23 protein-coding genes are annotated in these 26,256 nt (G+C 43.1%); 7 read left to right on the top strand and 16 right to left on the bottom strand.

Annotated elements, in window-relative coordinates:
* Nucleotides 1-37: 37 nt before the first annotated feature.
* Complete coding sequence (locus G9Q97_RS22610; RefSeq protein WP_166151199.1) at nt 38-1,015, bottom strand: endonuclease/exonuclease/phosphatase family protein; 978 nt, start codon at nt 1,013-1,015, stop codon at nt 38-40.
* Nucleotides 1,016-1,160: 145 nt separating this feature from the next.
* Nucleotides 1,161-2,438, bottom strand: coding sequence for a DUF445 domain-containing protein (locus tag G9Q97_RS22605; protein WP_166151197.1), 1,278 nt, complete (start codon nt 2,436-2,438; stop codon nt 1,161-1,163).
* Nucleotides 2,439-2,824: 386 nt separating this feature from the next.
* Here G9Q97_RS22605 and G9Q97_RS22600 point away from each other — a divergent pair, with 386 nt between their 5' ends.
* Nucleotides 2,825-4,180 (top strand): sensor histidine kinase, encoded by a 1,356-nt coding sequence (locus G9Q97_RS22600; protein ID WP_166151196.1) that lies wholly within the window; start codon nt 2,825-2,827, stop codon nt 4,178-4,180.
* Nucleotides 4,181-4,182: 2 nt separating this feature from the next.
* Here the strand turns inward: G9Q97_RS22600 and G9Q97_RS22595 are convergent, their stop codons facing one another.
* From G9Q97_RS22595 to G9Q97_RS22545, 12 genes are all read right to left on the bottom strand, one after another.
* On the bottom strand, nt 4,183-4,920 hold the full coding sequence (locus G9Q97_RS22595; protein ID WP_166151194.1) for an NYN domain-containing protein: 738 nt from the start codon (nt 4,918-4,920) through the stop codon (nt 4,183-4,185).
* Nucleotides 4,921-4,985: 65 nt separating this feature from the next.
* Complete coding sequence (locus tag G9Q97_RS22590) at nt 4,986-5,846, bottom strand: universal stress protein (RefSeq protein ID WP_166151192.1); 861 nt, start codon at nt 5,844-5,846, stop codon at nt 4,986-4,988.
* Nucleotides 5,843-6,157, bottom strand: coding sequence for a BCCT family transporter (locus G9Q97_RS25330; protein ID WP_317168804.1), 315 nt, complete (start codon nt 6,155-6,157; stop codon nt 5,843-5,845). The genes G9Q97_RS22590 and G9Q97_RS25330 overlap by 4 nt, the downstream gene beginning before the upstream one ends.
* A 13-nt stretch (nt 6,158-6,170) precedes the next feature.
* Complete coding sequence (locus G9Q97_RS22585) at nt 6,171-7,445, bottom strand: BCCT family transporter (protein ID WP_317168803.1); 1,275 nt, start codon at nt 7,443-7,445, stop codon at nt 6,171-6,173.
* Between the two features lie 12 nt (nt 7,446-7,457).
* Nucleotides 7,458-8,786 (bottom strand): hypothetical protein, encoded by a 1,329-nt coding sequence (locus G9Q97_RS22580; protein WP_166151191.1) that lies wholly within the window; start codon nt 8,784-8,786, stop codon nt 7,458-7,460.
* A 476-nt stretch (nt 8,787-9,262) separates the two neighbouring features.
* Nucleotides 9,263-10,105 carry an alpha/beta hydrolase gene (locus G9Q97_RS22575; protein WP_166151189.1) on the bottom strand — a complete coding sequence of 281 codons (843 nt, stop codon included), beginning with the start codon at nt 10,103-10,105 and terminating at the stop codon, nt 9,263-9,265.
* A 282-nt stretch (nt 10,106-10,387) separates the two neighbouring features.
* Nucleotides 10,388-11,458: a zinc-binding metallopeptidase family protein gene (locus G9Q97_RS22570; RefSeq protein WP_166151187.1), complete on the bottom strand. Its 1,071-nt coding sequence runs from the start codon at nt 11,456-11,458 to the stop codon at nt 10,388-10,390.
* Nucleotides 11,459-11,794: 336 nt separating this feature from the next.
* A complete protein-coding gene (locus tag G9Q97_RS22565; protein WP_166151186.1) occupies nt 11,795-12,352 on the bottom strand; it encodes a Uma2 family endonuclease in 558 nt (185 codons plus the stop codon).
* A gap of 212 nt (nt 12,353-12,564) precedes the next feature.
* Nucleotides 12,565-13,419, bottom strand: a complete 855-nt coding sequence (locus G9Q97_RS22560; RefSeq protein WP_166151184.1) for a sugar phosphate isomerase/epimerase family protein — start codon at nt 13,417-13,419, stop codon at nt 12,565-12,567.
* Between the two features lie 480 nt (nt 13,420-13,899).
* Nucleotides 13,900-14,190 (bottom strand): RNA polymerase sigma factor, encoded by a 291-nt coding sequence (locus tag G9Q97_RS22555; protein WP_166151182.1) that lies wholly within the window; start codon nt 14,188-14,190, stop codon nt 13,900-13,902.
* A complete protein-coding gene (locus tag G9Q97_RS22550; RefSeq protein WP_166151179.1) occupies nt 14,183-15,175 on the bottom strand; it encodes a sugar phosphate isomerase/epimerase family protein in 993 nt (330 codons plus the stop codon). Before G9Q97_RS22550 ends, G9Q97_RS22555 begins: the two co-directional genes overlap by 8 nt.
* A 2-nt stretch (nt 15,176-15,177) precedes the next feature.
* Entirely contained in the window at nt 15,178-16,587 is a 1,410-nt protein-coding gene (locus tag G9Q97_RS22545; RefSeq protein WP_166151177.1) for a Gfo/Idh/MocA family protein, read from the bottom strand.
* A gap of 216 nt (nt 16,588-16,803) precedes the next feature.
* Between G9Q97_RS22545 and G9Q97_RS22540 the strand changes: the two genes are divergently transcribed.
* The 4 genes from G9Q97_RS22540 to araD1 all read left to right on the top strand — a co-directional run bounded on the left by G9Q97_RS22540 (nt 16,804) and on the right by araD1 (nt 22,940).
* A complete protein-coding gene (locus G9Q97_RS22540) occupies nt 16,804-17,379 on the top strand; it encodes an RNA polymerase sigma factor (RefSeq protein WP_166151175.1) in 576 nt (191 codons plus the stop codon).
* Nucleotides 17,366-18,664 carry a hypothetical protein gene (locus G9Q97_RS22535; protein ID WP_166151173.1) on the top strand — a complete coding sequence of 433 codons (1,299 nt, stop codon included), beginning with the start codon at nt 17,366-17,368 and terminating at the stop codon, nt 18,662-18,664. Before G9Q97_RS22540 ends, G9Q97_RS22535 begins: the two co-directional genes overlap by 14 nt.
* A gap of 120 nt (nt 18,665-18,784) precedes the next feature.
* On the top strand, nt 18,785-21,718 hold the full coding sequence (locus G9Q97_RS22530; RefSeq protein ID WP_166151171.1) for a PVC-type heme-binding CxxCH protein: 2,934 nt from the start codon (nt 18,785-18,787) through the stop codon (nt 21,716-21,718).
* Between the two features lie 259 nt (nt 21,719-21,977).
* On the top strand, nt 21,978-22,940 hold the full coding sequence (araD1, locus tag G9Q97_RS22525; protein ID WP_166151169.1) for an AraD1 family protein: 963 nt from the start codon (nt 21,978-21,980) through the stop codon (nt 22,938-22,940).
* Nucleotides 22,941-23,106: 166 nt separating this feature from the next.
* Here the strand turns inward: araD1 and G9Q97_RS22520 are convergent, their stop codons facing one another.
* Together G9Q97_RS22520 and G9Q97_RS22515 are read right to left on the bottom strand one after the other, a co-directional pair.
* The gene (locus G9Q97_RS22520) at nt 23,107-23,973 is read right to left on the bottom strand and encodes an alpha/beta hydrolase (RefSeq protein WP_166151167.1); all 867 of its coding nucleotides are present in this window, start codon (nt 23,971-23,973) and stop codon (nt 23,107-23,109) included.
* A gap of 41 nt (nt 23,974-24,014) precedes the next feature.
* Nucleotides 24,015-24,977 carry a ThuA domain-containing protein gene (locus G9Q97_RS22515; protein ID WP_166151165.1) on the bottom strand — a complete coding sequence of 321 codons (963 nt, stop codon included), beginning with the start codon at nt 24,975-24,977 and terminating at the stop codon, nt 24,015-24,017.
* Nucleotides 24,978-25,583: 606 nt separating this feature from the next.
* Here G9Q97_RS22515 and G9Q97_RS22510 point away from each other — a divergent pair.
* Entirely contained in the window at nt 25,584-25,814 is a 231-nt protein-coding gene (locus G9Q97_RS22510; RefSeq protein WP_162340760.1) for a hypothetical protein, read from the top strand.
* Entirely contained in the window at nt 25,807-26,151 is a 345-nt protein-coding gene (locus G9Q97_RS22505; protein WP_222852067.1) for a type II toxin-antitoxin system PemK/MazF family toxin, read from the top strand. Before G9Q97_RS22510 ends, G9Q97_RS22505 begins: the two co-directional genes overlap by 8 nt.
* Nucleotides 26,152-26,256: the final 105 nt, after the last annotated feature.

The following is a 26,256-nucleotide window of genomic DNA, read 5'->3' as shown; positions in this document are numbered from 1 at the left end:
TATGTCTTTTGTAAATATATCGAAACTTATTAAAAAATCAGCTTTTGGTAGAAAACTCCGCCCATAATGGCAAATGATCCGAAATTCTCCATGACATTTGAAAGGGTGATAAGGCCCTGGTCTTCAACAAGTGGGGACCAAAATCAAACACACCACCCGCTACATATTTTATGGAGAGTTGGGGGATATGAAAATGATTTTCAAACCAGGCAATTTGAGAATAAAATTTGGTCTGGTTATCGATCAGTGTTCTTCGGATATGCCAGAGATCTTCAGGGACTGTAATTCCGGTAGAAACAAAAGCCTCATAGCGTGGATCCCCCATTCTATCAATATTGAAATCGCCCAGCAAAATTAAACTCTGGTCAAAGGACTGCATGTTGCTGGCCCAGTCCTTCATCCATTCCGCAATGGCCTTCAATTCATTTTCTCTATCCGAAATTACTTTTCCATACAAAACATGCATGCTTACCAATACAAACGTCTTGTCTTCCACTTTAAAACCGACGGCATAGGGTGTCCTGGCAAACTGCCTTGAAAAAGCCCCTTCTTTAATGCCATTTATTGTTTCATTGGGAACCACCAATTCGCAGGCAAGTCCGGAAAGTTTTACCTTTCTGGTATCAAACAGAAATCCCAGTCTTTCGTCATTGCCTTTATTGCCACCTGAAACATCTGTTAAAATAAAGCTCCAGTGATTTCCCAAAACTTTCAGCATGTGCCGGAAAGCCTTTATGTTCCCCTTAATTTCCTGTATGGCAATAATATCAAATCTTGCAATGATCTGGGCAATGGCCAGCAATGAATGCAGGTCCCTTTTGGGAGAATCTGCCGGTTCTGCCTCCCATTTTTCTGTTAAATCTCCAAAAGTACGGATGTTCCAGGTAGCGATCAGGATGTTATGGTCTAGCTTTTTAAATGGTAACTCCAGGTCCAAAACCTGATTCAGGGCAGCGATTTCCTCCAGCACTGCTGCAGGTGGCTCTTCTAAAATTTTAATGGTTTTATGACTCATTCCGAATGAAGGTGAAGGGTTTATAAAACAGTAACTCAGGATAAAAATAAGCTTTTCAGCCTTTATTAAAAAATAAACCTTATTTTGTCCTGTTTATAAATTAAAAAATTGGTCTTTTTCCCTTTTGTAGAAAAAAATAAGCATGCTAAAGCAAGAGCCACCTGACAGTGGCAATCAATATACCTACCATACCGCCTACAACCGCCCCGTTTAAGCGGATATATTGCAGGTCATTTCCCACTTTTTCTTTAATCTGCAGCATGATGCCTTTGTCATCCAGCTTACCCAGACTGCTTCTCACCATATTTCCCAGTTCATGATGGTACTTATTGACCAACTGGGTTACGCTGGCCCTGATCCACTGATCCAATTGGATTCTGCTCTCCCTGTCAGCTCTCAGATCTTCCAGGAATCGAATCAGTTGGTTTTGAATAAACTGCATCAAAGGGGTATCAATGTTTACCAGTTGATCGGCAACATTTCCTTTCATTTGCAGCAAAACTTCCCGAATTATATCTTTGGTTTTGTCATTCAGCACCCAATTTTGCTTTAATTTTTCTACATAGGCCAGGGTTTTTTCCTCTCCATTCTCCAGATTGTCGGCAAATTCCAGTAGGTATTGGTCCAATTTCAGTCGCAAAGGGTGGTTGGGGTCATCCTTGGTCTCCTCAACCATTACCAGTGCCAAATCAAGAATCCGGTCGGTAAGCAAATCCGGATCTATCCCTCCTGTTCTTCGACCAATCCATACAGCCGATTTTTTGACCCAATCCCTGTTAGCGTACGCCGCCAATGCCTCCTTTAGTTTATTCAACACGAGCATTCTGGTCTCCGGCTCCTGAATAGAAAGTGAGAATTGATTTAGTGCCATACTCATCAATTCATGGTGTTTCCTGCCGGTAATGGCTTCCCGAAGCCACCTTCCAAGAGGCTTGGCCAGGTCAATATGCCGAAGCTTGTCCTTTAGAAATTTTTGTAGGAGAACAGGCAACTTGGGATGGTCCATTTCACCTGCAAACCGAAGAAAAATTTGCCTGATAAAATCGAGTAGCTTACCCACATTTTCTCTTGTCTCCAGGGACCGCAAAAGGGTTGAGGCAATCTGCATATTGGCTAACTTTTCCTGAAGTACTTCTGGAGAAAGCCATTTGGTGGTCACCAGCTCAACGATACCTTCTGTCAACTTTGCCCGGTTTTTTACGATAATATTTGTATGCTTCCGTACATAGGGAATGGGAATTTCATAAAAAAGGGCACTTACAGCAAACCAGTCAGCCAGCCCGCCAATGGTACCTGCTTCAAATCCGGTGGTCAGTATCCGCCAAAATGGCCCCTCCAACCATTTCAGGTGAAGCGCTGTTTCCAGGGAAATAAAACCAACAATGGCTAGCAACAGGGAATAAATTCCAACTTTACTTTTCAAAGGAATACTTTTTTGCAAGATACAAAAATGAAACAAAACAAAGCCTTTTCTGCCGCTCGAAAGGGTCAACGCTCCTTAGCAACCTATGGCTTTCAGCTGTCGCATGATGTGATAATCTTTGAACAATCATCCAATAGGTAATTCACAAAACGAATTTGTGGAAAAACCGATACCCACTGGGTGCATGATGGCCAAACATCATGTCCTTCCTACCAGTTAAAAATAATTCCAATAAGAAATGGCCGAAACGGTAAAGAGAAGCAACTATAATTGTTTAATTTTACTTCATGGAATATAGCGTTTAAGGATCCATTTTTTCGACTGAATTTAGCCTCAGCCGTTTTTAATGCAAGAAAGAGCGCTTTGGATAAAAGCCCAAATTTGCCATGTTGGAAAAGTATCGACTATTTATTTTAAAAACCTGTTTAACCCCTCACCAACCATCAGGGACTTTAAGCTATTGGAGAGATTATTTGTTCGTTTCAGCACTCATTTTTGTTATTCCATTGTGCACCATAGCCCTTATTCCGGGTCTTTACCTTTCCTATCTTTCAGAGCTTTGGGGATTACTGATTTTTGACTGTCTGGCTTTTCTTGGCTTTATTGGAATAGCGGGTATTCCGGGAATACCTTTGTCTATCAGGAAGTGGACTTTTATTGCAATAACCTATTTGGCGGGAATCTTCCTGATCTATTTTTTAGGAAATTTTGGCCCTGGTTTGTTATACTTGCTTTCAGTTTCGGTTTTCATGCTCCTGGTGCTGCCGGATAAATACGCATTCGTTAGTTTTATTTTGAATTTATTGACCTGCATCTTTTTTGGATGGTTGATTTACCAGGAAGATCTTCAGCAATCTTATTTTACTTCTACTGTTGACCTCCAATCCTGGATAGCCATTTCTTCAAACCTGATTTTTTTAAGTGCGATGTTCTCTATTTTGATTCCAAAGTTATTTAAAGGGCTTCGTCAAAGCCTTGAAGAACAATCACAGCTGGAAACAGCACTTAAAAGACAAAAGGAAAAGTTAAAGCAATCCCTGACTGATCTTGAAACCAAAAATAATGAGCTGGAACATTTTACCTACGTGGCTTCTCACGATTTGCAGGAACCATTGCGTATGGTGACAGGTTTTCTCCAATTATTGGAAAAAAAATATGGGCATCTGCTGGACGCTAAAGGTAAAACCTATATCAATTTTGCTGTGGATGGTGCCCAGCGCATGCGACAACTCATTTTAGATCTATTGGCCTATTCTCGGGTAAAAAAAATAAACGAGAAAGCCGAACCCGTGGATTTCAATCAACTTCTTGAGGAAATAAAATTGACCTTCCGCCCGGAAATAAAACGGCTAAAAGCAGAAATCACAGCTGATACACTTCCCATTGTTCATGGTCATTCCAGCTTTTATTTTCTGTTGCTTCAAAATCTCATTGGCAATGCATTGAAATATTCCAAAGCCAACATCCCTCCCAAAATTCACATTTACCTGGAAGAAAGAGAAAATGATTGGCTATTCCAGGTAGAGGACAATGGAATAGGAATAGACCCTGCTTATTTTGAAAAAATTTTCGTTCTATTCCAAAGGTTACATCAGCGAAAAGATTTCGAAGGTACTGGCATGGGGCTGGCGATCGTTAAAAAAATAATCACCAGCCTGGGAGGTGAGATATGGGTCAAATCCAGTCCCGGAGAAGGAGCCGTATTTTCGTTTACCCTGCCCAAAATGGTTGAGGCAGCATAACCTCAGCTTTTGTTCCTTACGTAAATCAACTTGTATTTACCTTTTTGGTTTTCCCGCTGCTCTATTTCAAATTTATTAATAGAACTGATCAGGGGTGTTAATTTTTGAAAACCGTAATTCCTTGAATCAAAATTGGGTTGCTTTTTCTGCAGAAGGTTACCGACGTCTCCCATAAATGCCCAACCGTCATCATCAGCCAAATCCGATATGGTGGAAGCAATCAAACGGATCAGTTTGGGGTTGACTTTATCAACCTGTGGTTGTTTGCTTGATTTTTCTTTGCTACCAGCCGATTCATCGGAGGCCTGTTGGAGGATTTCCAAATAGATAAACTTATCACAAGCCACAATAAAAGGATCAGGGGTCTTTTTTTCACCCATTCCAATTACCATCAAACCTGCTTCACGGAGCCTTGTTGCCAGTTTGGTAAAATCACTGTCACTGGAAACCAAACAAAAACCATTTACTTTTCCTGAATAAAGGATATCCATCGCATCAATGATCATGGCGGAGTCGGTGGCATTTTTCCCGGAGGTATAGCCATATTGCTGAATAGGGTTGATGGCATTCTCCAACAGGACATTTTTCCATTTGCCCAATTGGGGTTTGGTCCAGTCCCCATAAATTCTCTTAATGGTAGGATTGCCATATTTGGCCACCTCTTCCATCATTTCCTTTATTTGGTTAGAAGGAACATTATCCGCATCAATCAGAACAGCTATTTTAATATCGGCTTGCATAAGTTATTTCAAAAGTGATATCTATGACTTTGCGAAATTACGATTCTTTTCTGCAAACCTAGGTATTATTTGACAATCAAAACCGGAAGGTGCTTGTCGGCAGCAATCAATCGTTCCGCCACAGAACCTATCAGCAGGGTATCGTCATCAGTTTTCCCTTTCTTTCCCAATACGATCAGGTCCGCCCCTTTTCGGATGGCATAATCATAAATACTTCTGGCTACCGGCACTTCCTCTCCCTTGATAATTTCCAAATCCTCCGTCAACCCAATTTTCTTCTTGAGTTTTGCGTAATTTGAAACAGCTTTCTTTTCCAGAGCTTCCTTGAATTCGGAAGGTTTGCGGATATAAGGGAAATATTGCATACCTACTTTTAAAACATGTACGGGCAAAACTTCTGCCCCCGTATGCCCGGACAATACTTTAACCATCTTAGCCAGGCTTTCGGAATAATCCGAAAAATCAACGGACAAAACAATTTTTTGAATAGATGCCTTGGAAGTTTCCGGAATAAAAAGCGTATTGGAGGAAGTAAGCCGAACCACTTTACTGCTAAATATACCGGTTCCACCATGGACCGATTTCTTCCCCAGTAATACCAAATCGAATTTCTGTGCATCCACCCATTCCACCAAACTATCCAGTTGCCCCCCGGAATAGATCTTAACATTAATGCTACTTTTCCTTTCTTTGAAGACAGCTTCCACTTTTTCCAGGGCCTCCTCTTCCAGGATTTCATCCAGAGATTTGTCCAAATAAGGCAACATGTCGCCTATTTCTTTGGATACTTCTTCCAGGGCCACAAAATGAATCAGGGTCAGCTGCTCAAAATCAAACTTTTCATCCAATTGCTGTATGTATTGTAATAATAAATTATCCAGATCAGACAGGTCGATAAACAACCCAATTTTTTTAAGTTTGCTCATGATTTCTTTTGTTTTTCCAGTTTTTTCATAATCACATCTGATAATCTTTTTTCGTATGATTTGCGGTCCAGGTCTTTATCAAACTGACTCAGCCGGGCGTACTCCTGCTGCAAACCTTTTTGAAGGGAATAGCACATGATGACCAAAATCACCAAAAAAGGCAAGCCTGTGGTAATGGCTGCCGTCTGTAAGGCCGTCAATCCTCCACCTATAAGCAAAACTGCTGCCACTGCTCCCTCGGTCGTTGCCCAGAAAACCCGTTGCCCCACAGGAGCATCCAGTTTGCCTCCTGCTGTAATACTGTCTATCACCAGAGAACCCGAATCAGAGGAGGTAACAAAAAAAACTAGTTACCAATAAAATCCCGATAATGGAACCTATACCGCTAAATGGAAATTTTTCTAGAAACACAAACAAAGCTATTGATACATCATCCGTAATCGATTCTGCTAAAACATGATTACCACTAAGCAAGCCTTCTTTCATATCAATAAAAATGGCCGAGCCTCCCAGGGCAGTAAGCCATAAAAAGGTAAGTATAGTGGGCACCAGCAATACCCCAAAGATAAATTCCTGAATGGTACGACCCCGGGAAACCCTGGCAATAAACATCCCTACAAAGGGAGACCAGGATATCCACCAGGCCCAATAAAAAACCGTCCAGTCGCCTTGCCATCCATTATCCCGGTAAGCTTCCGTCCAGGTAGAAACTTCAATAATACTGGTGAGGTAATTTCCCATGTTTTGAACAAAACTTCGGAAAATAAACAGCGTAGGCCCTACGATCAGAACAAAAATCAATAAAATGGCGGCGATCCTTACATTCCATTGACTTAGAAATTTCACCCCTTTATCAATTCCAGAAACGACGGATATAGTGGCTATCAAGGTGATGCCAGCTATTAACAATACCTGAACCATCACGGTGTTAGGTATGCCAAATAGGTAGAACAAGCCTCCACTGACTTGTTGAACCCCCAAACCCAAAGAGGTGGCCAAACCAAACAGCGTGGCCAGAACAGCCAATACATCTATGACATTCCCCATCCAGCCATTCATCCTTTCTCCCAACAAGGGGTAGAAAACGGATCTAATGGTAAGAGGTAATTTTCGGTTATAAGCAAAGAAAGCCAGTGCCAGCCCTACCACTGCATATATGGCCCATGCATGAAAACCCCAGTGCAAAAACGTAAGGTTCATGGCCCTTTTGGCCGCTTCCAGGGTGTGGGCCTCACCATATGGTGGGACTGCATAATGATAAACAGGTTCGGCTACCCCCCAGAACAACAATCCAATGCCCATACCGGCACTGAAAAGCATGGCAAACCAGGCTCCGGTAGTAAATTCAGGTTGGGCCTCCTTACCTCCCAGGCGAATAGCTCCATATTTGCTGAATCCAAGGTAAAAACAGAAAATGATAAAGGTGTTGACTGCTATAATAAACAGCCATCCGGTTTTATCAGTAATGAAGGTTTTTATGTCCGTAAAAACCAAAGCCATGGGTTCTCCAACCCATAATGTAACCGTAATAAAGAGAATGATTAAGGCTACTGATGGCCAAAATACAGGTGCATGGATATCAAAGTATTTATTTTTCATCAAACATTATTTTTAGAAATAATAACCAATATTTACATTTAATCTTGTGTTCCATCCAGGGTCTTTGGCAGTGGGGTTAAGGGCTGAAACAGGTTGCCTGTATTCCATCCCCCTACCGGTCCCCAATGCATTTCCACCGAAAGCATTGGTCAGCCAGGGGTGGTTGTACCCCATTGCCACATCAAAGTAGGCATATACCTGACCGGCTGAGACCAGGGCTCCAAAGACATTTTGTTGCGATTTTTGATATTCTTGAGTCGGGCCGACTGGTCCGGAAGTAAATTTTTGCATCAAGGTATAATCGTTATACAATTGAATGTGGCTTACGGGACCCCATTCCAGCGGTATATCATAGGCCAGGCCCAGGACATAAAGTGCGGCACTGTTGGCCACATCATAGGTTCCAAAACCATAGGCCCCCATTTGGACCACGTCCAATACTTCCCCCGCATCATTCCTTACATCATTGTAGGTATAATAGATGGCTTCGGCTTTTACATTCCACGGACCCCAATTTCCATCATGATGAATAGCAGCCGACCAATGAGATCCTGAATGGGTACTTTGTATGTTGTACAATTCATGCCATTGAAATGAAAACCCTGTTTCATGGCCTGACCAATTTTTTGCTGCCCTGAGATTTATCTGATGGCGCTCAATATTGGAATTGCCCGGAACAGGGACCACATCATAGGAATACCTGGCAGTGGAAAATGCCCCGAAGGTAGCTTCATTGGTTCCCCGGGGTTCGGACAATAAGAAATAAGCACCGTCTAACCGCCAATTATCTGTCTTATGGGATAAGTGAAAACCCATTTGGTGATCATCTTCAAGACCAAGGTAATAAGGTAATTGAAACCACCAACTGTGAGAGGCATAGGGCAATAGGCCAAAAGGAACTTGGGTAATGCCCAATTTTAGGTTGGTGTTTTCGGTAAGGCGGTAGCCAAGCCAACCGTATTTCAGGAAATGCGTATTGAACGTAGGATAAAAGCGGTATTCAAAGGAAAGTTGAATCCCTTCACTATAGGCATCCACATTTACCCTCCAGGTATCCCATGTCCATTCATTCCTGAGAAAAGTCCCCAGAGGAAAGGTCTGGCCTTCATAATGTGTATACAGGTTATTTAACCGAAATGCGCCTCCAATTTTAAGCCAGGTAGTATCCCGGTTTAATGCCTGTTGTGGCTGATGAAGAAGTTCAAGTGTGCTTTTTTCATTACCGTAATCATGCCCCAAGTATAAGGGGATGTTATTTCCTTTTCTATTCAAAGAATCTTCACCTCCAAGCGTATTTAATGCATTAAAAAAGAATAAAAAAATGAATAAACAATATCTCATCCGTTGGCTTTTGGTTCCTTTCAAATTTTAAATTATCAAAATTTAAAGGGAATAAAAACTTTTGAGACCATTCATTTATCTCAAAATCGATTTTAACCATCATTTTCACCACCCATCATTTTAAGTTGAATAAAAAATTTACAAGCAAAAATCTTTTTGTGTTTTTCTTAAATAAAATGAATGCTTTAATTCATGAGACGTACTACCTATACCTGTAAAAATCAATCGGGAAAGATCCCAATTGCAAAACTTAATTGATTTTGGTTATGATTGCTTGAGTTACTGATAAGAATTTTGAGAAATAAAATCGAGCCTGTTTGATGCAAACAGGCTTGAAACCACCGTCATACTTTGGGATGCTCCGATAGCCCCGATAGTTATCGGGGGGAGGGGGAAGTATGGGACCTTCTCCCGGGAATCGGGAAAAGTTATGGCCGTTTAATCAATGATAAACAATTGAAAAGGATATTATTTCCTTAAAAGTTCTTTTCAATAAATGCCTTAAGTTTTAAAGAGGAGTCCAGCAGGTTAAGCCCAATCCAACCATGGCCTTCATTGGGATAAAAATGAAATTCATGGATTACCTGCAGTTCTTCCAGCCGTTCTTTGAGAGAAATTCCCTGACTATTAGGGATAAGAGGATCCTTCCCCCCATAAAAAAGGATGGTTGGGGGAGCTTTGTCCTGTAGCTGAAACAGGGGACTTGCCGCTCGGAGCATTTCTTCATCCGCACCAAACAAATCCAACATTCCTTTGAGTTCTGAGTTTTGGGTATTCAGGTAGGCTTCGTCCAGCAGATTTGTAGGGCCCACTATGCTGCAAACCATTTGCACTTGCTCATTTACATCTCGGGTATAACTCCACAAAAGGGCCAAATGCCCTCCTGCACTAGCTCCTACAAAGCCCAACTTTTCTCCAATCTGGTAATCGTCCCGGTTACTTTCCAAATGGCTGATCAGCGAAGTAATATCCTCAAGCTGCATGGGGTAAGGGGAATGGTTTTGATCAGCTAACCTGTAGTTCATATTCACCACGGCATAACCTGGCAATTGATCCCGCAAAAAGTCCTTGAAAGGATTCATATCGGATTTATTTCCTTCCATCCATCCTCCACCATGGAGTAGTAAAATGGTGGAGGTATTTTCATTTCTATTTGCAGGCAAATAAATGTCATACACCTGCCGCTCATGTTCACCATAAGCCACATTAGAAATGGCCTTAAATTCAAAGTCTATTTGTTGCTGTGGCCCATCTTCCTGCGGGATACAAGCGACCAAAATCAAATTGAACCAAAGAAAAAAATATTTGAGATGCTTCATTCCTTGAAAATAATTAAATTGATCAAAAATTAATTAATCCGGGAATTTAAAAATTATATTTTAGCATTTTAAGAAAAGTGAAATATAAATTTTCACACACATCATTTCACCACTTATGTTAGCGAAAATGTTTCTGATTCTACAGATTTTCCGAAAGGGTTTATAGTCTAACTTTCGGAACCCCCCCCCTTTTTCAAATAAAGAACCTACCTGGGCTGGATTTCTTATAAAATAAAAACCAAATTCACGGGACTATTGATAATTACCCGAAAAAAGCAATTATCAGGATGACCTAAAACCTGGAGACCAGGCCTGAATGACCTGGTGGACAAATGCCAATTTTAGTTTTACCTCTGGATTGATCACAAAGGGATAGCTATCCTGAAGTCCCATACTTCGGTTCAAACTATTTAATGCCAGAGAAAGTGGAATCCATTGATCGATTATTTGTTCGAAATCAGTACAGCAGTAAGCGTCTTTGGTGATTGAACCGGACATAAGGGGAACATCCTTTGGAAGTCTGGGAGCTAAACTCAACCCAAATGAATAGGCTGTCTCCAAAGTATCCACTATATGGAGGTAGTGCGCCCAGGTTTCCGCCCAATCTTCCCATGGGTGAGAACTTGCATAGGCTGAAATATAATTCTTCTGCCAACCATTTGAACCAGATTTCTGATAATGCTTTTCAAGGGCTTGCTGATAGGAGACCCTTTCATCCCCAAACAAATCCCTGAAATCAGACAAATTATCCGATCCGGAAATAAAAACATCCCAAAAATAATGACCTATTTCATGGCGGAAATGTCCTAAAACCGTGCGGTAAACCTCATCCATTTGTTTTTTGGCCATGGCTCTTTCCACATCATCTGCCTCTGCAATATTCATCGTGATGATCCCAGAAGCATGTCCTGTTATTACTGGTTCATTTTCTTCTGCTGCCTTAAATTCAAATCCCAGACCACTCGAAGGGTTCAGTGCCTTTGAACTAAAGGGCAGATTCCATCTCAAAATGGCATACAAGAGCCTGTGTTTGGCATTTTCTATGGTTTGCCACCTTTTTTTGTAGGCTGGATTTGAAAGATCCGGAATGATCTGGTTGAGCACACAAGCCTTACAATAGCGGTCATCGGAAGCCATTGGAATCAACCAATTGCAACCTTCATGCTGTCGATTCAGACAATAACGAAAAGGATTACCTGCTGAATCAATCATCGGAGCACCGCTTCCCTGTTCGAAAAGGGCCATCAAATCCAATATTTCGGGATCAAACCCCAACAGGGTACTGCAATGGCTGCATTTTGTGTTCTCAAAATAGGCGGGCTGCAGGCAATGCTTGCATTGGAAAAGTTTCATGGTTCAAGTTTGATTTAACACAAGCAATTTTTGAACCACAAATATTATATTTTTAAAAGGCTGTGCAACAGATAAATTGAGGCCTTCAGAAATCCTTTAGCCTTTCCGTAAAGAGAAGGAAGCCCCTCCAACCAGAAAAATACTTTCAATTCAGAAATAGCCTGAAGCACAACAGGCTAAAAAAACCGCACCCAATTATTAAATCGGGCCTGGCATCATTCTCCAGATTTGCAAAACCCACCTCCCCAAAAAAGATTCGAATACCAGTTTTAATTCAAATCAAGTTATACATGGTTGGGGGACTCTTCAGTCCTGGGTAAGAACTCGTTTGCTTCCTTAGCTCAAAATAAGCAACTCTTTTACAGAGAATTTTCTATCCATTATTCTGACCTCATCGCCAGGCCGAAAAACCCTGGATTCTGTGTAAGCATCGCCTTGGGGTTTGGAAAAGTATTCCATTTGATTGGTGTCCAGGTCAATTATCCAGAATTCCGGAATGCCATGTGCAGCGTACAGCGGAGCTTTCACCTCCCTATCAAACCTGATGGAAGAACCCCCCACTTCAAAAAGGGCATGCACATCGGAAGGTCGGGGATGTGACGAAGCATAATCGTCAGTTTTGTACTTCAAAAGGGAAATATCTGGCTCAGGTTCATTGTTTCTATCAAATCTGATGGGGTTTTGAATCCGAATATTTATTTGACCCGTCAAAAATTGATTGAATTTTCTGGCTAATCTATCGACAATTGCTGCATGTCTGCTTCCTATCGGACTCATCTGAAAAATTTCTCCATGAATAAGCTCTACCGGGTCTTCTGCCTTTAGGATTCCAACTTCAGCCATTTTATAATATTCATCCACATTAATCAAGCGCTTCACTACTTCAGTTGCCATGATATTCAACAATTTACCTTATTAAAGTTAGCCAATTAAAAAGCTAAAAGCAATAGCTTAAATTTCCGGTCCGGATATTCTGCACACAAACAAGTTCACTCCCACCCCTACATAACGAAATCGGATTTAGTATCATGTCAAGTTTACGTGCTTGACGTAAAACACTATTGATTTTTCTTGTGATGAGAATTTTTGCAGACTTTTTGCTTTTTTTAATACGTTAAACCCTGCAAATACTCAATGGACCTGGGTACCTGCTTGTAATAAACCGGACTTTCGTCCTCTATATAGTAATGCTCAATACCGGCTGCTTTTGCCGCTTTCAGGATAGCGGGAAGGTCCAATTGCCCTGTACCTAAAACCACGTCATTTTCTTTAGGTGTTCCGCCAGACATGTTTCCGTCCACTCCTTTTTTAAGATCTTTCAGGTGCATTAACTTAAATCTATCAGGATATTTATTGATCAATGCGGCAGGATCTTCTCCGGGAAAGAAGGTCCAAAGGATATCTATTTCATAGCTTACATATTCAGGATCGGTTTCTTCCGTCATGTAATCGAATAAGGTCCCGTCTTCATAAGGATAGAATTCATAACCATGGTTATGGTAACAAAAGGTGAGGCCATGTTCCTCCTTTAGGATTTTTCCGGCCTTGTTGAAATCGGAAATGGCTTTTTTGGCATCTGCCAGGTCAAAAGGGGACTCATGGGGAATCCAGGCCACCCTTACAAATTTTGCACCCAGGGTTTTGGCATTTGCTGCCACCTCCTGGGTTTTATTGACCAAATCAGGATAACCCACGCCAAATGATGAGCAATACATGTCCCTTTCATCGAGCAGTTTTCGTATTTCTGCTGCCGTTGTCCCAAACAGGTTGGAGAATTCCATGTCCTTGATGCCCATGGCCTGTAGGGTATCCAGGGTGGCAGCCACGTCTTTGGAGAAGCTATCCCGGTAAGTATAGGAAACCATGCCGGGCATTTCTTCGAAAATGGGCCGGTTGCCCTGGGCCTGGAGCACATCCATGCTTATAAGCAGGAGAATTACAAAGGGGATTAATTTTTTCATTCTTTTAGGTCAATTTGGTTTAGGCTATCTGGTCTACAATTTAGTTGATTTATTCAAATATGGCCAAAAAAATCAAAAACTGATTTATATTTATCGCTAAGCCAAAAATTTGCTCAGGAAAAACCAGGGCCTCACTCATTTTAAATTTACCATACTATCGAATTAAATTTCGGTTGATTCATTGAGGTGCTTGGGAATATAGATTCCGAACCCCTTTCCGACAAGTCAATTTTTGGGGTATTCCCTACCTTCGTCCAAATCCCTAAAAACATATTCCAAATCCAAATGGAATCCAGAAATGCTTTTGGACACGATAACATCCCCTGATGTAAAAAGTCTCGATGGGATATATTTCCGGCTTCTTTCTGCTTCATTGTACTAATATAATGGAATTGGATATAATCCCCCAAGAGTCAGTGCATTACCGCTAATTTCCCTAAGAAAAAATACTAATCTTACAATGATTGAGAATATAAAAATCTATTTTTCAGGATCATTTTGATCCATGTGGAGGTAATCTTGTAAATCATCAACAAATACATGTCTGAAATCCCGGTTTTTTCTGGTATCTAAATAATTCTGGCACTCGTGTTTCACCATTTTAAAAAGGTAGCCTTCAAAATTCCGAAAATCCATCTGAGATTCTTTTTTGCGCAATAATTTGCGAAAAACCTCGACTACCACTTCTTCGGCCTGATCAAACCTGAGGACAAAAACAGGGCCAGCCTGATCAACCGTGTATGGTATTGACCAAAAATTTAAATCATTCAAACTGCTTTACATAATCCAGAAATATTTTGGCGGTAGCATCCAGGTTTTCAATGGAGCCTCCACCTTCCAGCACTTCGCACATTTCATAGACCAGGTAGCCCTGGTAGCCAATTTCTTTCAGGGCTCCGATAAAATTCTCATAATCAATAATCCCCTCTCCCATAGCCGTTGCCCGCATTACTGGTTTTTCAGACTTATAATTGGTCAGTGAATGTTCATATTGGTATCTGGGAAGCGGGATATAATCTGCTAAGATGGTATTCACCAAAAAGGGCTTCATCTTCTTTACCGAATTTCTGATTTCTTCTTTTGTGAGTCCTTCCAGGGTGGGCGACCATGCATCCCAACCCGACATGACGTTGGGCTGGTTAACCTCCTTGAGCAACCAATACATGGCGTCGTGGTGGATGGCAATATCGTGGTGGTTTTGGATGGCCAGTGTGACCCCATATTTTTGTGCTTCTTTGGCAGCAAGGGTGATACCTTCGACTACCGTGGCGTACTGTTTATCATAGGCAATTCCCGGGCGCTCGTAGCCCGTAAAAATACGAATCATGTTGGTTCCCAGATCACTGGCCAGTTCCGCCAATTGACCGATATAGGCTGCCTGTATCTCAGTATGAGGGATTCCGGGCTTGTCCATGCCTGCAGTAAAATCAGAGTACCCGGCAAGTCCGACAAGGGTTAAATCCAACTCAGCGATCCGGTTTTTGAGGCGCTCCCGGGCTTCTTTATCGTATTCCAAAATGGAAAGATGTGGGGCTTTTGCCATGAGCATCACCCCATCATATCCCAATTCGCTGGCTTTGACTAAAAATTCATCCACGGAAAGGACAGCCTGTCCCCGCCACAGACCGGAATAGCCAATGGAATGCAGGCAGGTTTTCACTTTAAAATCAGCCGGATTACCCGTTGGAACGGCCTGGCCAAAGGCACTGGATACGACGAACAACGCTATTAGGGTTCTAATTATATGTTTTTTCATTTTTAGGTTATTTTGGGAAAAGAAAACGGTTCTCGGTAAATTTTGGATAGGTACGTATTGGCTTCGGGATCGTTGGCAAATTGCTCCCTATCTCCCAGGAATCTCAGTTCCCGCCTGACACGGTAGGAAATATTGGCCAACAGAGGCAATGCGGAGGAATAAAACCCTTCCTGCATGGTGCATTGGAGCTGCCTATTGTCTCCGGACCGAATGGTCTCCAGGAAGTTGGAAAAAAGCGTGGCTTCCGGTCCTGAAGCCTGTTCCTTTGAACTGGCAAAAGGTCTGGTATCCCGGTGGTGAAATGCCCTCCAACTGTTACCCGCGATTTCCAGCCAGCCTTCCGAACCATAAAAGAGGTTTCCCACTTCCCTGCCATCACTCCCTTCGTGGTTGGTATACCTTCCGCGTGCTTCGTATTCGAGCAGGGTACCATCGGCATAATTGAACAGGGCCGTTTGTATATTCGGGGTTTCCTGCATGGAGGGGTCATGCCCATAGGTATTTACATCGCCATAAACCAGGGTACCGGGAGTACAATCTTCAGGCTTGCATGCATCCTGGTCGAAACCGTAAATTCCTCCCCTGGAATACACTGTCTCCGGATGTTCGTACTTTTGCAGCCCCCAGCGGGCGATGTCCAATTGGTGGGTACCGGTATTGCCCGAATCCCCATTGCCCGTATCCCAGAACCAGTGCCAGTTGTAATGACTCCGCTTTTCATTATAGGGACGGTAGGGTGCCGGACCCAACCATTGGTCGTAGTGGAAACCTGGCGGTGGATCACTGTCTTTTGCCGTACCGTATGAGTTGCGCAGCTTGTACGTAAGGGCGCGAGCCATGTACACCTTTCCTATTCCGCCTTCATGTAGGAATTGGATAGCATCCCGTACATTTGTATACGCACGATTGGTCAATCCAACTTGTACTGTCAACCCAGTCCTTTGGGAAGCTTCCACCATTTTCCTGCCTTCCCAAATCGTATGCGAGGCTGGTTTTTCCACATAAACGTGCTTTCCTGCCTGACAAGCCCAAACCGTGGCCAGGGCATGCCAGTGATTGGGTGTGGCCATGGAAACTGCATCAATTTCTTTGTTATCCAGTACCTTCCTAAGATCCCATTCCAGACCAGGCCGGGCACCAGTCTTGTCCTCTACGAGCTTTGCTTTGACATCAAATAATGCTTCATCGGCATCACAAAGTACCCTTAAAGCCACGTTGTGACTGTCTTTGAGACTGCAATAGTTGTCGAGATGAACGGTTCCCTGATTGCGGATACCTATCTGGGCCAGGTTGATGCGGTCATTGGAACCCATAATGGATGCATAACTTTTGGCACTGAATCCAAGACCGCTGAAGCTTATTCCTGCAGTACTTAATGCGGTTTTCTTTAAAAATTCTCTGCGTTTTGTCATGTGTTGGGGTTATTGTTGGTGTTTAACCGGGATAATAATCATTTATTTCAATTTTTTAAAATGAAAGTAATTATTTTTGGTTTCTCCTTAACTGAATTTTGAACTTAACGCTGTTGGCTTCAGATCGCATTCCTTTTCAATCGTTTTATGTAATAACTAAAAAAATTTTCTAAGGACAGGCAACCCCCTCTATGATTTTTCCCGTGATGTAGATATATGAACCTGCATGAATCCCCTAAACTGAAAAAAATCATCGCCCAATGCTGCCAGGGTCAATCCAAAGCACAATATGAACTATTCAAACATGCCTATCCTTATGCTATGGGTATTTGTGCTCGCTTTTCATCCGGTCCTGAAGAAGCCAAAGAAATTCTCAACGACGGTTTCCTGAAAGTTTTTACACAGATCAAGCGGTATTCACCTGATCTATCCTTTGCCGGCTGGTTAAGAAGAATCTTAATCAATACCGCTATAGATCATTATCGGAAAAATAAAAAACACAATAACCAGCATGTGGATATCGGGCTGGATGTAGAACGGCCGGATGCTGAAAGGAACTTATCCCAATTGCATACTGAAGATATCCTTAAGTTGGTACAATGCCTCCCCCCGGCTTACCGGATGGTATTCACCTTACATGTGGTAGAGGAATTCAGCCACAAGGAGATTGCTGAAAAACTTGGAATCTCTACTGGAACTTCAAAATCAAATCTCTCCAAGGCAAGGCTGAAACTTCAACAGGTACTAAACGATATTTCCACTTCAACACAACAGGTATATGGAAAAGAATAAAATGGATCGCCTGATCAAGGAAAAACTGGAAGCTTACCATCCTGAATTTTCGGAAGCTGCCTGGACGGATTTTTTGCCACATCTGAAGAAAATTCCCTGGTGGAAAACCTGGTGGATTGTTGTTCCGGTTTCTGGCTTATTTTTATTGGGAACTTTTCTTTACTTCCAATACCGCGGACTCAAAACCGAAACACAACATACCTACTCCATTCAGATAGAAGGGAAAGCCCCAAATATTAATTCATTGTCAGAGAGCACTGACAAATCGAATCAGCTTGTCCCTTATTCCAATGAATCTGAGGACTATAATGTCGGAAAGCATCAGGGTTATTCAGAGGATTTAAATAAAGAAATTAAAAAAGAAAATTCCGTAAACCCAGCCGGTAAAAAGAGCAATGCTGGAAAAAGAAAGAAAACAGCCGTCCTAAAAAGATATTCAGGGGATAAAAAGCAGGCTTCTGCAGAAAATAATACCGGATCAAAGCCGAGCTATTACAGTCAGAAAAACCCGCAAAGCTATTTTAGCCTGGATACCATGTCTGAGCAGGAACTGATCCGTCACTTGCTGACAATTGACGACAGCACCTCAACCATCCCCTCTGCCACCGTGAAGGGGACTGGAGACATGTATAAAACAAAAGAGCCATTACATTGGGACCTAACCCTGGGTCCGGCGATGCGCTGGCTTTACCCCGTTGATGGCTTCAGTACCACGCGGCTACCCTATTCGGAAGAATTATTTTCCTGGCGATTTCCCGGATTACATATGGCCTTGGTAATCAATCAAAAGTGGTCTGTTTCTGCCGGGGTAATGGGTAGCAATACCAATAATTACATTTCAGTTGGAGAAGGCTATCCCACAGAAAAACTGCTGCATTTCCCTGATTGGTCGATGGTAAACTATCCTGTGGACCATATCAGAATAGAAACCCGGCAGTTGCTAATGCCACTTTCACTTAGCTATCATCAAAATATCATCAATAATTTTGGCTTAAATTTCAGAGTGGGACTGATTGCCCATTATATTGGCGATCAAAAATTTGCTTACAATAAACCTATATTTGCCTCATCTTTGGGCTATTCAACATCCGTTTTCCAAAATACCTGGCAACTATCCTACCTTCAAAGTGGACTGGGTCTTAGCTATGAATTGAGTAGGCGGTTTTCCACCTATTTGGAAGGTGAATATTGGAAAGGCATTCAACCCATTGGTGGTGAACGGCACAAATATCATCTTATGGGCGTTTCAATTGGGGTTAATTATCATTTGTTTCCGAAAGAATAAAAATGGTTGCGCAGAAAATCCAATGCTTTCTTTTCATAGCATTTTTTTTTACTTTTAGCCTTAACTGTAAAATAACGATGGCCAAATCGCCATTATACAATCCATTTAATTTTGCCCAAAATGTCATATAATTTATTCAAGTCAGGACCTGCCAGCTTCAGCATGGCCTTCTTTTGCATGAGCATCCTGGTCATTTCATTATTCACCCTCAGTTGCCAAAAAGAAGTTCAGGAGGAGCCTTTTTCATTGGGTGAAAAATATTATGATGACAGTACCGGGCTGTATTTGCCTGAAGATTTAGAAGCCACCTTATGGGCGGAATCACCCCAGTTTTTTAACCCTACCAATATGGATGTGGATGCAAAAGGAAGGATATGGGTGACAGAGGCGCTCAATTACCGCTTGTTCCGGAATGATCCTGAAAAGTTTAAAAACCATGCATCTGGAGATCGGGTAATGATACTGGAGGACAAAGATGGAGACGGGGTGGCCGAAACTTCCAAGGTTTTCGTGCAAGACGAGGATCTAACGGCCCCATTGGGAATTTCTGTAATAGGCAATAAAGTCATTGTTTCCAGCGGGCCTTCCATTATCATTTATACGGATGAAAACGGAGACGATACCCCAGATAAAAAGGAGGTGTTTTTGACTGGTTTTGGGGGACTGGATCATGACCATGGATTACATGCCGTGGTGGCCGGACCCGATGGGAAATATTACTTCAATGCCGGCAATGCAGGACCACATATTGTCACCGATAAAAGCGGCTGGACCCTGCGATCAGGAAGTTTATACAATGGGGGTTCGCCGCATATGAAAGATAACGCACCGGGCATGGTCAGCGACGATGGGAAAATGTGGGTTGGCGGCATTGCTCTGCGGGTCAATCCGGACGGCACCGGCATGAAAGTGCTGGGCCATAATTTTAGAAATTCCTACGAGCTGGCACTGGATTCCTATGGGAATATGTGGCAAAATGACAACGACGACGATGGGAACAAAGGCGTCCGTGTTTCCTGGCTGATGGAAGGCGGCAATATGGGCTATTTCAATACCGATGGATCCAGGAAATGGCAGGCCGATCGCCGTCCCGGTCAAGCTACCGTAACCGCCCACTGGCACCAGGATGATCCCGGAGTAATTCCGCTCGGGGACAGCACAGGTGCCGGTTCGCCTACCGGTGTAGCTTTCTACGAGAGTGATTTGATGGGGGAAAAATACCGTGGCACCTTACTGGCAGGGGAAGCGGGCAGAAATGTAATTTTGGCTTACAAACCCGAAACCAAGGGTGCCGGATTTGTTTTGAAACGCCACAACCTGATCACTTCCCTGAAGGAGGAGGAAGTAGAGGAAGCCAAAAGCCGCGCAACGGATGAAGATAAATCCAAATGGTTCCGTCCCAGCGATGTGCTTGTAGGAACTGATGGGGCCATCTATGTGGCTGATTGGTATGACGGTATGGTTGGAGGCCATAGGATGATTGACAGTGTGGGTTATGGCCGCATATACCGCATCACACCTAAGGGTAAAAACCTCCCAAAACCTGAAATCGACCTCTCCACTACAAGTGGGCAAATAGCTGCTTTATTGAACCCGGCTGTCAATGTTCGGAATGCGGGCTTTGCCTTGCTGGCAGCACAAGGCAGCCAGGCCATTGAAGAGGTCAGGGCTGTTTTGGAAGATGAAAACCCTTACCACCAGGCAAGGGCCATCTGGCTTTTGGCCCAAATGGGCGATGAAGGGGTTTTGGAAGTAGAAAAACAGCTGGAAGCCGGAAATCCGGACCTGCGCCTGACTGCTTTCAGGGCTTTGCGTCAGGTTAAATCAGATATCATTACCTATGCAAGGGAATTAAGTGCAGATCCCTCTCCTAAAGTCAGACGTGAGGTAGCAGTGGCCCTGAGGGATATGCCTCTCGAAGCGGTAGAAGAAACCTTGATTCAATTGGCATCTCAACACGAAGGTGCAGACCGCTATTATGTTGAAGCCCTGGGATTGGCTATGGACGGAAAAGAAGAAGAAATTTATCCTGCCCTGCACCAGAAACTTGGATCTGATCCGGTTAATTGGCAACCGGGATATGCGGATTTGATGTGGCGCCTGCATCCCATCCAGGCCATCTCCGGATTGAAAGAAAGGGCCATGGCAAATCAACTAACGGCTGCCCAGCAACAAAAAGCAGTTACCGCCCTGGGTTTTATCAATGAACAGGAAGCGGTAAATGCCATGCAGGAAATTGCGGCATCAGAAATTGCCGGTGTAAAGGACCAGGCTTTGTGGTGGCTGAGGTACAGGAGAAACAATGACTGGAATGGTTTTGATATGGAAATTCCGGAATTGAAGGCCAACCTCAGTTCGGAAATTCAGAAGGAGATGCTGGATTTGAAATCCACAATTGAAAGTAGCAATGCCCCAACAGCCGAAAAAGTTCAGGCAGCCAAAGCCATGGCCAGGGATAAAACCGGAGGACTGATGCTCCTCGGACTGGCAGAAAAAGAAGCATTATCCCCTGAATTGAAAGCAGCCGTCAGCGAGGTGATTTTCGACAACCCGGAACAGGCCATTCAGGTGCTGGCCGGAGATTATTTTGACCATCCCTCCCCTGAAACAGCTTTCTCCCTTGCCAACATCACGGCATTGGACGGTGACCCTGTAAAAGGGAAACAAGTATACCAGGGCAAATGTGCCACCTGCCACCAAATAGGGAATGAAGGCAGGAATATCGGACCAAACCTGAGCATGATTGGGGCCAAACTGGATCAGGAAGGCTTATTGGATGCGATCACCAATCCAAGTGCCGGGGTAGCCTTTGGTTATGAAATGTGGCTCATCACTTTAAAAGATGGGACGGTGGCTGCCGGATTCCTGCAGGCGGATGGGCCGATAGTGGTACTGGAAGGCATGCAAAATGAGGCTTATAACATTTCCTCAGAAGACATTGCATCCCGGAAAAGGTTCAATACCAGCATCATGCCTGATCCTGCACAACTGGACATGAATGAAGAAGATTTGGCACATCTCACGGCTTATTTAAGCGGGTTACGTTCGGAATAGGATTGACCTTCGACAGGCTGCCTTCGACGGGCTCAGGCACAACAGGCACCGGATTGCCCTTACCATTTGTTTCGGTTTTAGGTGAAAGTACCTGGCTCCACTGTTAATCAAACTTTAAGTACCCGGAAAATTTCATTTTAGAAGATGCAGCCGCTCTCTTATTTCCGAATTGAAAAATCCATTTAGATGCCCTTTAATCTTGTCTTTTATACCGGACCATGCTACCTTTTCCGTTTTCTTAACCTAAACCCAATTACTCTTGAGAATTGTACAATTTAAAAATAAAGATTCCGCTTCACAGGTAGGGATGGTGGAAAAAGACCATCTCCGTATAGTAAAAGGAATATCCAGCACCTATGCCCTGACCCAAGAAGTATTTGAGACAGGAAAATCCATTTCAGATCTGGTAGAAGAACATTTGAGCAGGGAAACCCAAGCCTATGAACCCCTTATTGTCAATAACCTGATCCAATTACCTCTAGCACACCCTGACCCTTACCGGTCGTGGATTACAGGGACTGGCCTGACCCATCTGGGATCGGCTGCTTCCCGGGACAAAATGCACCAAAAACTTGAAAGCAGTAAGCCTGACGAGTTGACGGATTCCATGAAGATGTTTCAGATGGGACTGGAGGGTGGAAAAATGCATGGTAAAGATCCTGGAGTTCAGCCCGAGTGGTTTTACAAAGGCAACGGACTTTGTGTGGTACCTTCGGGACATCCCCTGATTTCCCCTCCCTTTGCCCTGGATGGAGGAGAGGAACCCGAACTGGCTGGGCTGTATGTTATTGACCCTGATGGCAAACCGTTTCGGATTGGTTTTGCCCTGGGCAATGAATTTTCGGACCATAAAATGGAGAAAATCAATTACCTCTACCTGGCCCATTCCAAACTCAGGCCCAGTGCTTACGGGCCGGAACTGCTTGTCAGCGATCTGCCAGATCACTTACAGGGGCTCAGTTCCATCAAAAGAGGCGACAAAGTCGTTTGGCAAAAAGAATTTCTTACCGGCAATGCCAATATGAGTCATAATATCGCCAACCTGGAACACCACCATTTCAAATATGAGCTTTTCCGGCAACCCGGGGATGTACATGTGCATTATTTTGGCACTGCAGTAGCCAGTTTTGCCGACGGGATTGAAGTGCAGGATGGAGACCGGTTTGAAATAACCATTCCGGAAATGGGAAAGCCTTTGGTAAATCCATTGAAGCAGCTGTAGGTAATAATTGGTCCGAAGGTGGAAAGAGATTACTCTTCGACAAGCCCAGGGACCACAGGTACTGCAGGCACCAGATTGATGGAGATTGGCCTTCGACAGGCCCAGGCCCCTTAGGCGCTGAGTTGTCGGAGAATTAGGATTGAAGGGTTTAAACGAAAGGATTAGCCTACAATTTATAACTCCCAAAGAGGGAGTGATCCACTGGCTTAAAGAGCAATTGCGAAAACATGTACAGACCACTTTTCCACACTTTAAAATCATGACCACCGGGTTCGATGTAATAAAAATGAGGAATATTATGTTGGTCAAGGTACTCATGGGTGCGCTCACTGAATCGCAAAAGCCGGTCTTCATCTCCGCAGGAAAGCCACAAAACTTTTATTAAATCCCCAACTGCTTCAGGATCGGGAATCAATTCATCAGGCGCTTTGGTATTCGGGGCGGCGGAAAAACTACCTACCCAGGCAAAGGTATCGAGGTTCCCCAGACCAAAATTCAGAGATTGCCCTCCGCCCATGGACAGACCGGCTAAAGCCCTGCTTTCTCTATCCTTTATCACCTGGTAATTGGTTTCAATAAAAGGAATAAGGTCATTCAAAAGGTCTTTCTCAAAGGTGGCGAAAGCGGCCACTTTTTCGGGCTCCATCACATTTCCTCCGGCACGGTCATCTTTCATGGCCCGGCCATTGGGAAGGACTACGATCATGGGCTCAAGCTTTCCATCAGCATAAAGGTTATCCAGAATAACCTGGGGAGTCCCGCCTCTCAACCACTCTTCCTCATCCCCTCCTATCCCATGCAATAAGTACAATACAGGGTAATTTTCATTTTCCGAATAGGACGGGGGCAAATAAACAAACGCCCTGCGTAGGGTATCCACCGTTTGAGAGGGATAAGTTATCGTATCTATTTTCCCTTTGGGAATTCCAGTTCTTTCTTGATCAAAATTGGCAGCGGGCTGCTTTTCGAACTCTTGCGCATAGATGCCGCTACACAAAAGCAGGCTGAATAGGCAAACAAACAGGTTCTTCATTTAATTTGGTTTAATTTTTAAGTGCTTATGGCTTTCTATTTCTATTCCATAGTTGGATTTCTCAGGCTAGGTGAATCGGCCGTAGGGAAATCAGGGGGAATCGGAAAATCCACTTTGCCTGTGGCCAGCCATTCGGTGACCCGGACCACAGTGGTTTGGTAACCCGCACAGCGGTAAGCTGGAGGAAAGATCTCCCCTTCCCAAAGGTGCCCCAGTGATGAATTATAAACCCTGCCTTTCCCGTACTCAACCACCCATTCAACTGGCCAGTTTTGTTGGGTACTTGTGCTATCATTAGCATAAGACAACACCTCAATATTTTTCGCATCACCTCGTGGAAAGTAGTAAACTTCGGTATTCACCGTCTGCCAGGCATCCGGATAATCCTGATTGATCGGGTGTCGGTTTAAAATTTGGATAAGGGCATTAAAGCGCTCACCATGCCCGGTGCCTCTTCCCTCACCCGGTGGGTATCGTTTTATATTTCCCTGTGAGTCAATTTCCAATGCCCTACCCACCGATTGGGATCTCCAACCCAACCCTATCATTTCATTGTAAGCTTCCCAATGGGAAAATGCGTTGTTGGCCGAATGAAGGATATATAATCCACCTCCCTTGGCCACGTATTTTTCCAATGCCCTTTCGGCTTCTTTGGGCCACCTTAAACTGGAATTATGGATATTATTGGTGTTTTGAATGACCACAGCATATCGGTCAAATGTTGGAAGCCAGGATTGCCTTGCCATGCTGTCCTCAGGAACTGTGCTTATATCAACTTTAAACAATCCGCTTTCTTCCAAAATCCATTTTGTAACCGCGGAAGTTTGTTTCCAATCGTGGTTGCTGAACCCATCCACAATTAAAACAGGGATGTTATCTGATGACTGTGCCTGGCCATCGGGCTTAAGGAAGAAAAATAAATTCAGAAAAAATACCAACCGAACCAAATAAACCCAAATTGATCGTTTACCAAAAATACGAAAGAAGGAAATGATTTGGCACATAAGACTTGGGTTAATTGGGCAGAAATTCAAAATTAAAATCCAAGTTAAATTAAATGACATCTTAAATCCAATAAATGGCAAAATAAAAACAGGATTGATCTGGGCTGATTGTGAAATAGATTGAAAGAGATTGATGGGATTGGACTTGGGCGAGCTACGGCAAGGGCTAGATGTTATAATAGCTTTCATTAAGTAGCCAAATCTCTAATATACCAGCTGCTATTCACTTTGCTCCACATTTTGTTTTCGAAAGTAGTCGTTATTATCATATCGGGATTCCGCTGCCCATTTTACATTGATTTACGGCAGATACTGCTCCAACTCCGGTTTGACCAATATATATTTTTCCTCAGCGGCAACATTATACCACTCTTTTGGATCTGCTGCCAGGTCATACAATTCTTCAGAACCATCCTCATAGCGGATGTAACGGTAATCCTGGCTGACAACCGCCTGGCTGTTCCGGGCCCATGTAGTGATGGCAGGGGTTGCCAGTTGCTGTCAGGGGTCTTCAACTGAGGATGAATACTTTGATCTTAGAAAGGAAATAGGAATAGAAAGTTCAGTTTTAATTTCATATTTTTGATTAAGGATAAATTTAAGCATATGAAAGCGATAGAGACTACCGGACAAATTAATCAAGAAGGGGCGATACTTCTGGACCAGCCCTTGGTTGTGAGAGGGAAAAAAGTTAAAATTATTATTTTAATGGAGGAAGATGAAAAGGAAGAGAAGGAATGGCTATCTACGATGTCAACCAATCCTGCCTTTGATTTTCTCAAGGATGAGCAAGAAGATATTTATTCTATAACCGATGGAAAACCTCTAAATGATTAAACATAAAATTGTATTAGTGCCTTTTCCTTTTGATGATTTTAGTGCAACAAAGGTCAGACCTGCTGTATGCCTGACCAACACAATTGGAGAATACCACCATGTTATAATAGCTTTCATAAGTAGCAAAACCCCTAATATTCCAGCCGTTTCTGATATTGTAATCAGAGAAAATAGTGATGATTTTTCTATTACCGGTTTAGCTGTTAATTCCGTTGTCAGACTACATCGTCTGGTAACGATTCCTAAAAACCTTATCAAAAGGCAACTGGGAGAACTTTCAGCCACTCAACAACATGCTGTCAATAAAAAGCTTAAATTGATGTTCGAATTACAATAATTAAAACGGCTTGAAACGCTTTTTAATCGTGGACTATCAATAAATCAAAAACTCAGAACCCCAGAATTATGGTCTGAGGACGATAGAAATGAAGGAAAATTCATT

The sequence above is a fragment of the Cyclobacterium plantarum genome, assembly GCF_011290685.1.
In the GTDB taxonomy this organism is placed as follows: Bacteria; Bacteroidota; Bacteroidia; order Cytophagales; family Cyclobacteriaceae; genus Cyclobacterium; species Cyclobacterium plantarum.
The sequence above is the reverse complement of the archived record's forward strand: the minus strand, read 5'-3'. Positions and strand labels throughout refer to the sequence as shown.

Excerpts from the sequence above, each read along its gene's own strand:
- G9Q97_RS22520 (WP_166151167.1), bottom strand. The coding sequence starts at position 23,973 with ATGAAGAACCTGTTTGTTTGCCTATTCAGCCTGCTTTTGTGTAGCGGC.
- G9Q97_RS22505 (WP_222852067.1), top strand. The coding sequence starts at position 25,807 with ATGATTAAACATAAAATTGTATTAGTGCCTTTTCCTTTTGATGATTTT.
- G9Q97_RS22570 (WP_166151187.1), bottom strand. The coding sequence starts at position 11,458 with ATGAAACTTTTCCAATGCAAGCATTGCCTGCAGCCCGCCTATTTTGAG.
- G9Q97_RS22550 (WP_166151179.1), bottom strand. The coding sequence starts at position 15,175 with ATGAAAAAACATATAATTAGAACCCTAATAGCGTTGTTCGTCGTATCC.
- G9Q97_RS22560 (WP_166151184.1), bottom strand. The coding sequence starts at position 13,419 with ATGAAAAAATTAATCCCCTTTGTAATTCTCCTGCTTATAAGCATGGAT.
- G9Q97_RS22540 (WP_166151175.1), top strand. The coding sequence starts at position 16,804 with ATGAACCTGCATGAATCCCCTAAACTGAAAAAAATCATCGCCCAATGC.
- G9Q97_RS22600 (WP_166151196.1), top strand. The coding sequence starts at position 2,825 with ATGTTGGAAAAGTATCGACTATTTATTTTAAAAACCTGTTTAACCCCT.
- G9Q97_RS22515 (WP_166151165.1), bottom strand. The coding sequence starts at position 24,977 with ATGTGCCAAATCATTTCCTTCTTTCGTATTTTTGGTAAACGATCAATT.
- G9Q97_RS22590 (WP_166151192.1), bottom strand. The coding sequence starts at position 5,846 with ATGAGCAAACTTAAAAAAATTGGGTTGTTTATCGACCTGTCTGATCTG.
- G9Q97_RS22610 (WP_166151199.1), bottom strand. The coding sequence starts at position 1,015 with ATGAGTCATAAAACCATTAAAATTTTAGAAGAGCCACCTGCAGCAGTG.
- G9Q97_RS22510 (WP_162340760.1), top strand. The coding sequence starts at position 25,584 with ATGAAAGCGATAGAGACTACCGGACAAATTAATCAAGAAGGGGCGATA.
- G9Q97_RS22535 (WP_166151173.1), top strand. The coding sequence starts at position 17,366 with ATGGAAAAGAATAAAATGGATCGCCTGATCAAGGAAAAACTGGAAGCT.
- G9Q97_RS22565 (WP_166151186.1), bottom strand. The coding sequence starts at position 12,352 with ATGGCAACTGAAGTAGTGAAGCGCTTGATTAATGTGGATGAATATTAT.
- G9Q97_RS22595 (WP_166151194.1), bottom strand. The coding sequence starts at position 4,920 with ATGCAAGCCGATATTAAAATAGCTGTTCTGATTGATGCGGATAATGTT.
- G9Q97_RS22585 (WP_317168803.1), bottom strand. The coding sequence starts at position 7,445 with ATGAAAAATAAATACTTTGATATCCATGCACCTGTATTTTGGCCATCA.
- G9Q97_RS22580 (WP_166151191.1), bottom strand. The coding sequence starts at position 8,786 with ATGAGATATTGTTTATTCATTTTTTTATTCTTTTTTAATGCATTAAAT.
- G9Q97_RS22530 (WP_166151171.1), top strand. The coding sequence starts at position 18,785 with ATGTCATATAATTTATTCAAGTCAGGACCTGCCAGCTTCAGCATGGCC.
- G9Q97_RS22545 (WP_166151177.1), bottom strand. The coding sequence starts at position 16,587 with ATGACAAAACGCAGAGAATTTTTAAAGAAAACCGCATTAAGTACTGCA.
- G9Q97_RS22575 (WP_166151189.1), bottom strand. The coding sequence starts at position 10,105 with ATGAAGCATCTCAAATATTTTTTTCTTTGGTTCAATTTGATTTTGGTC.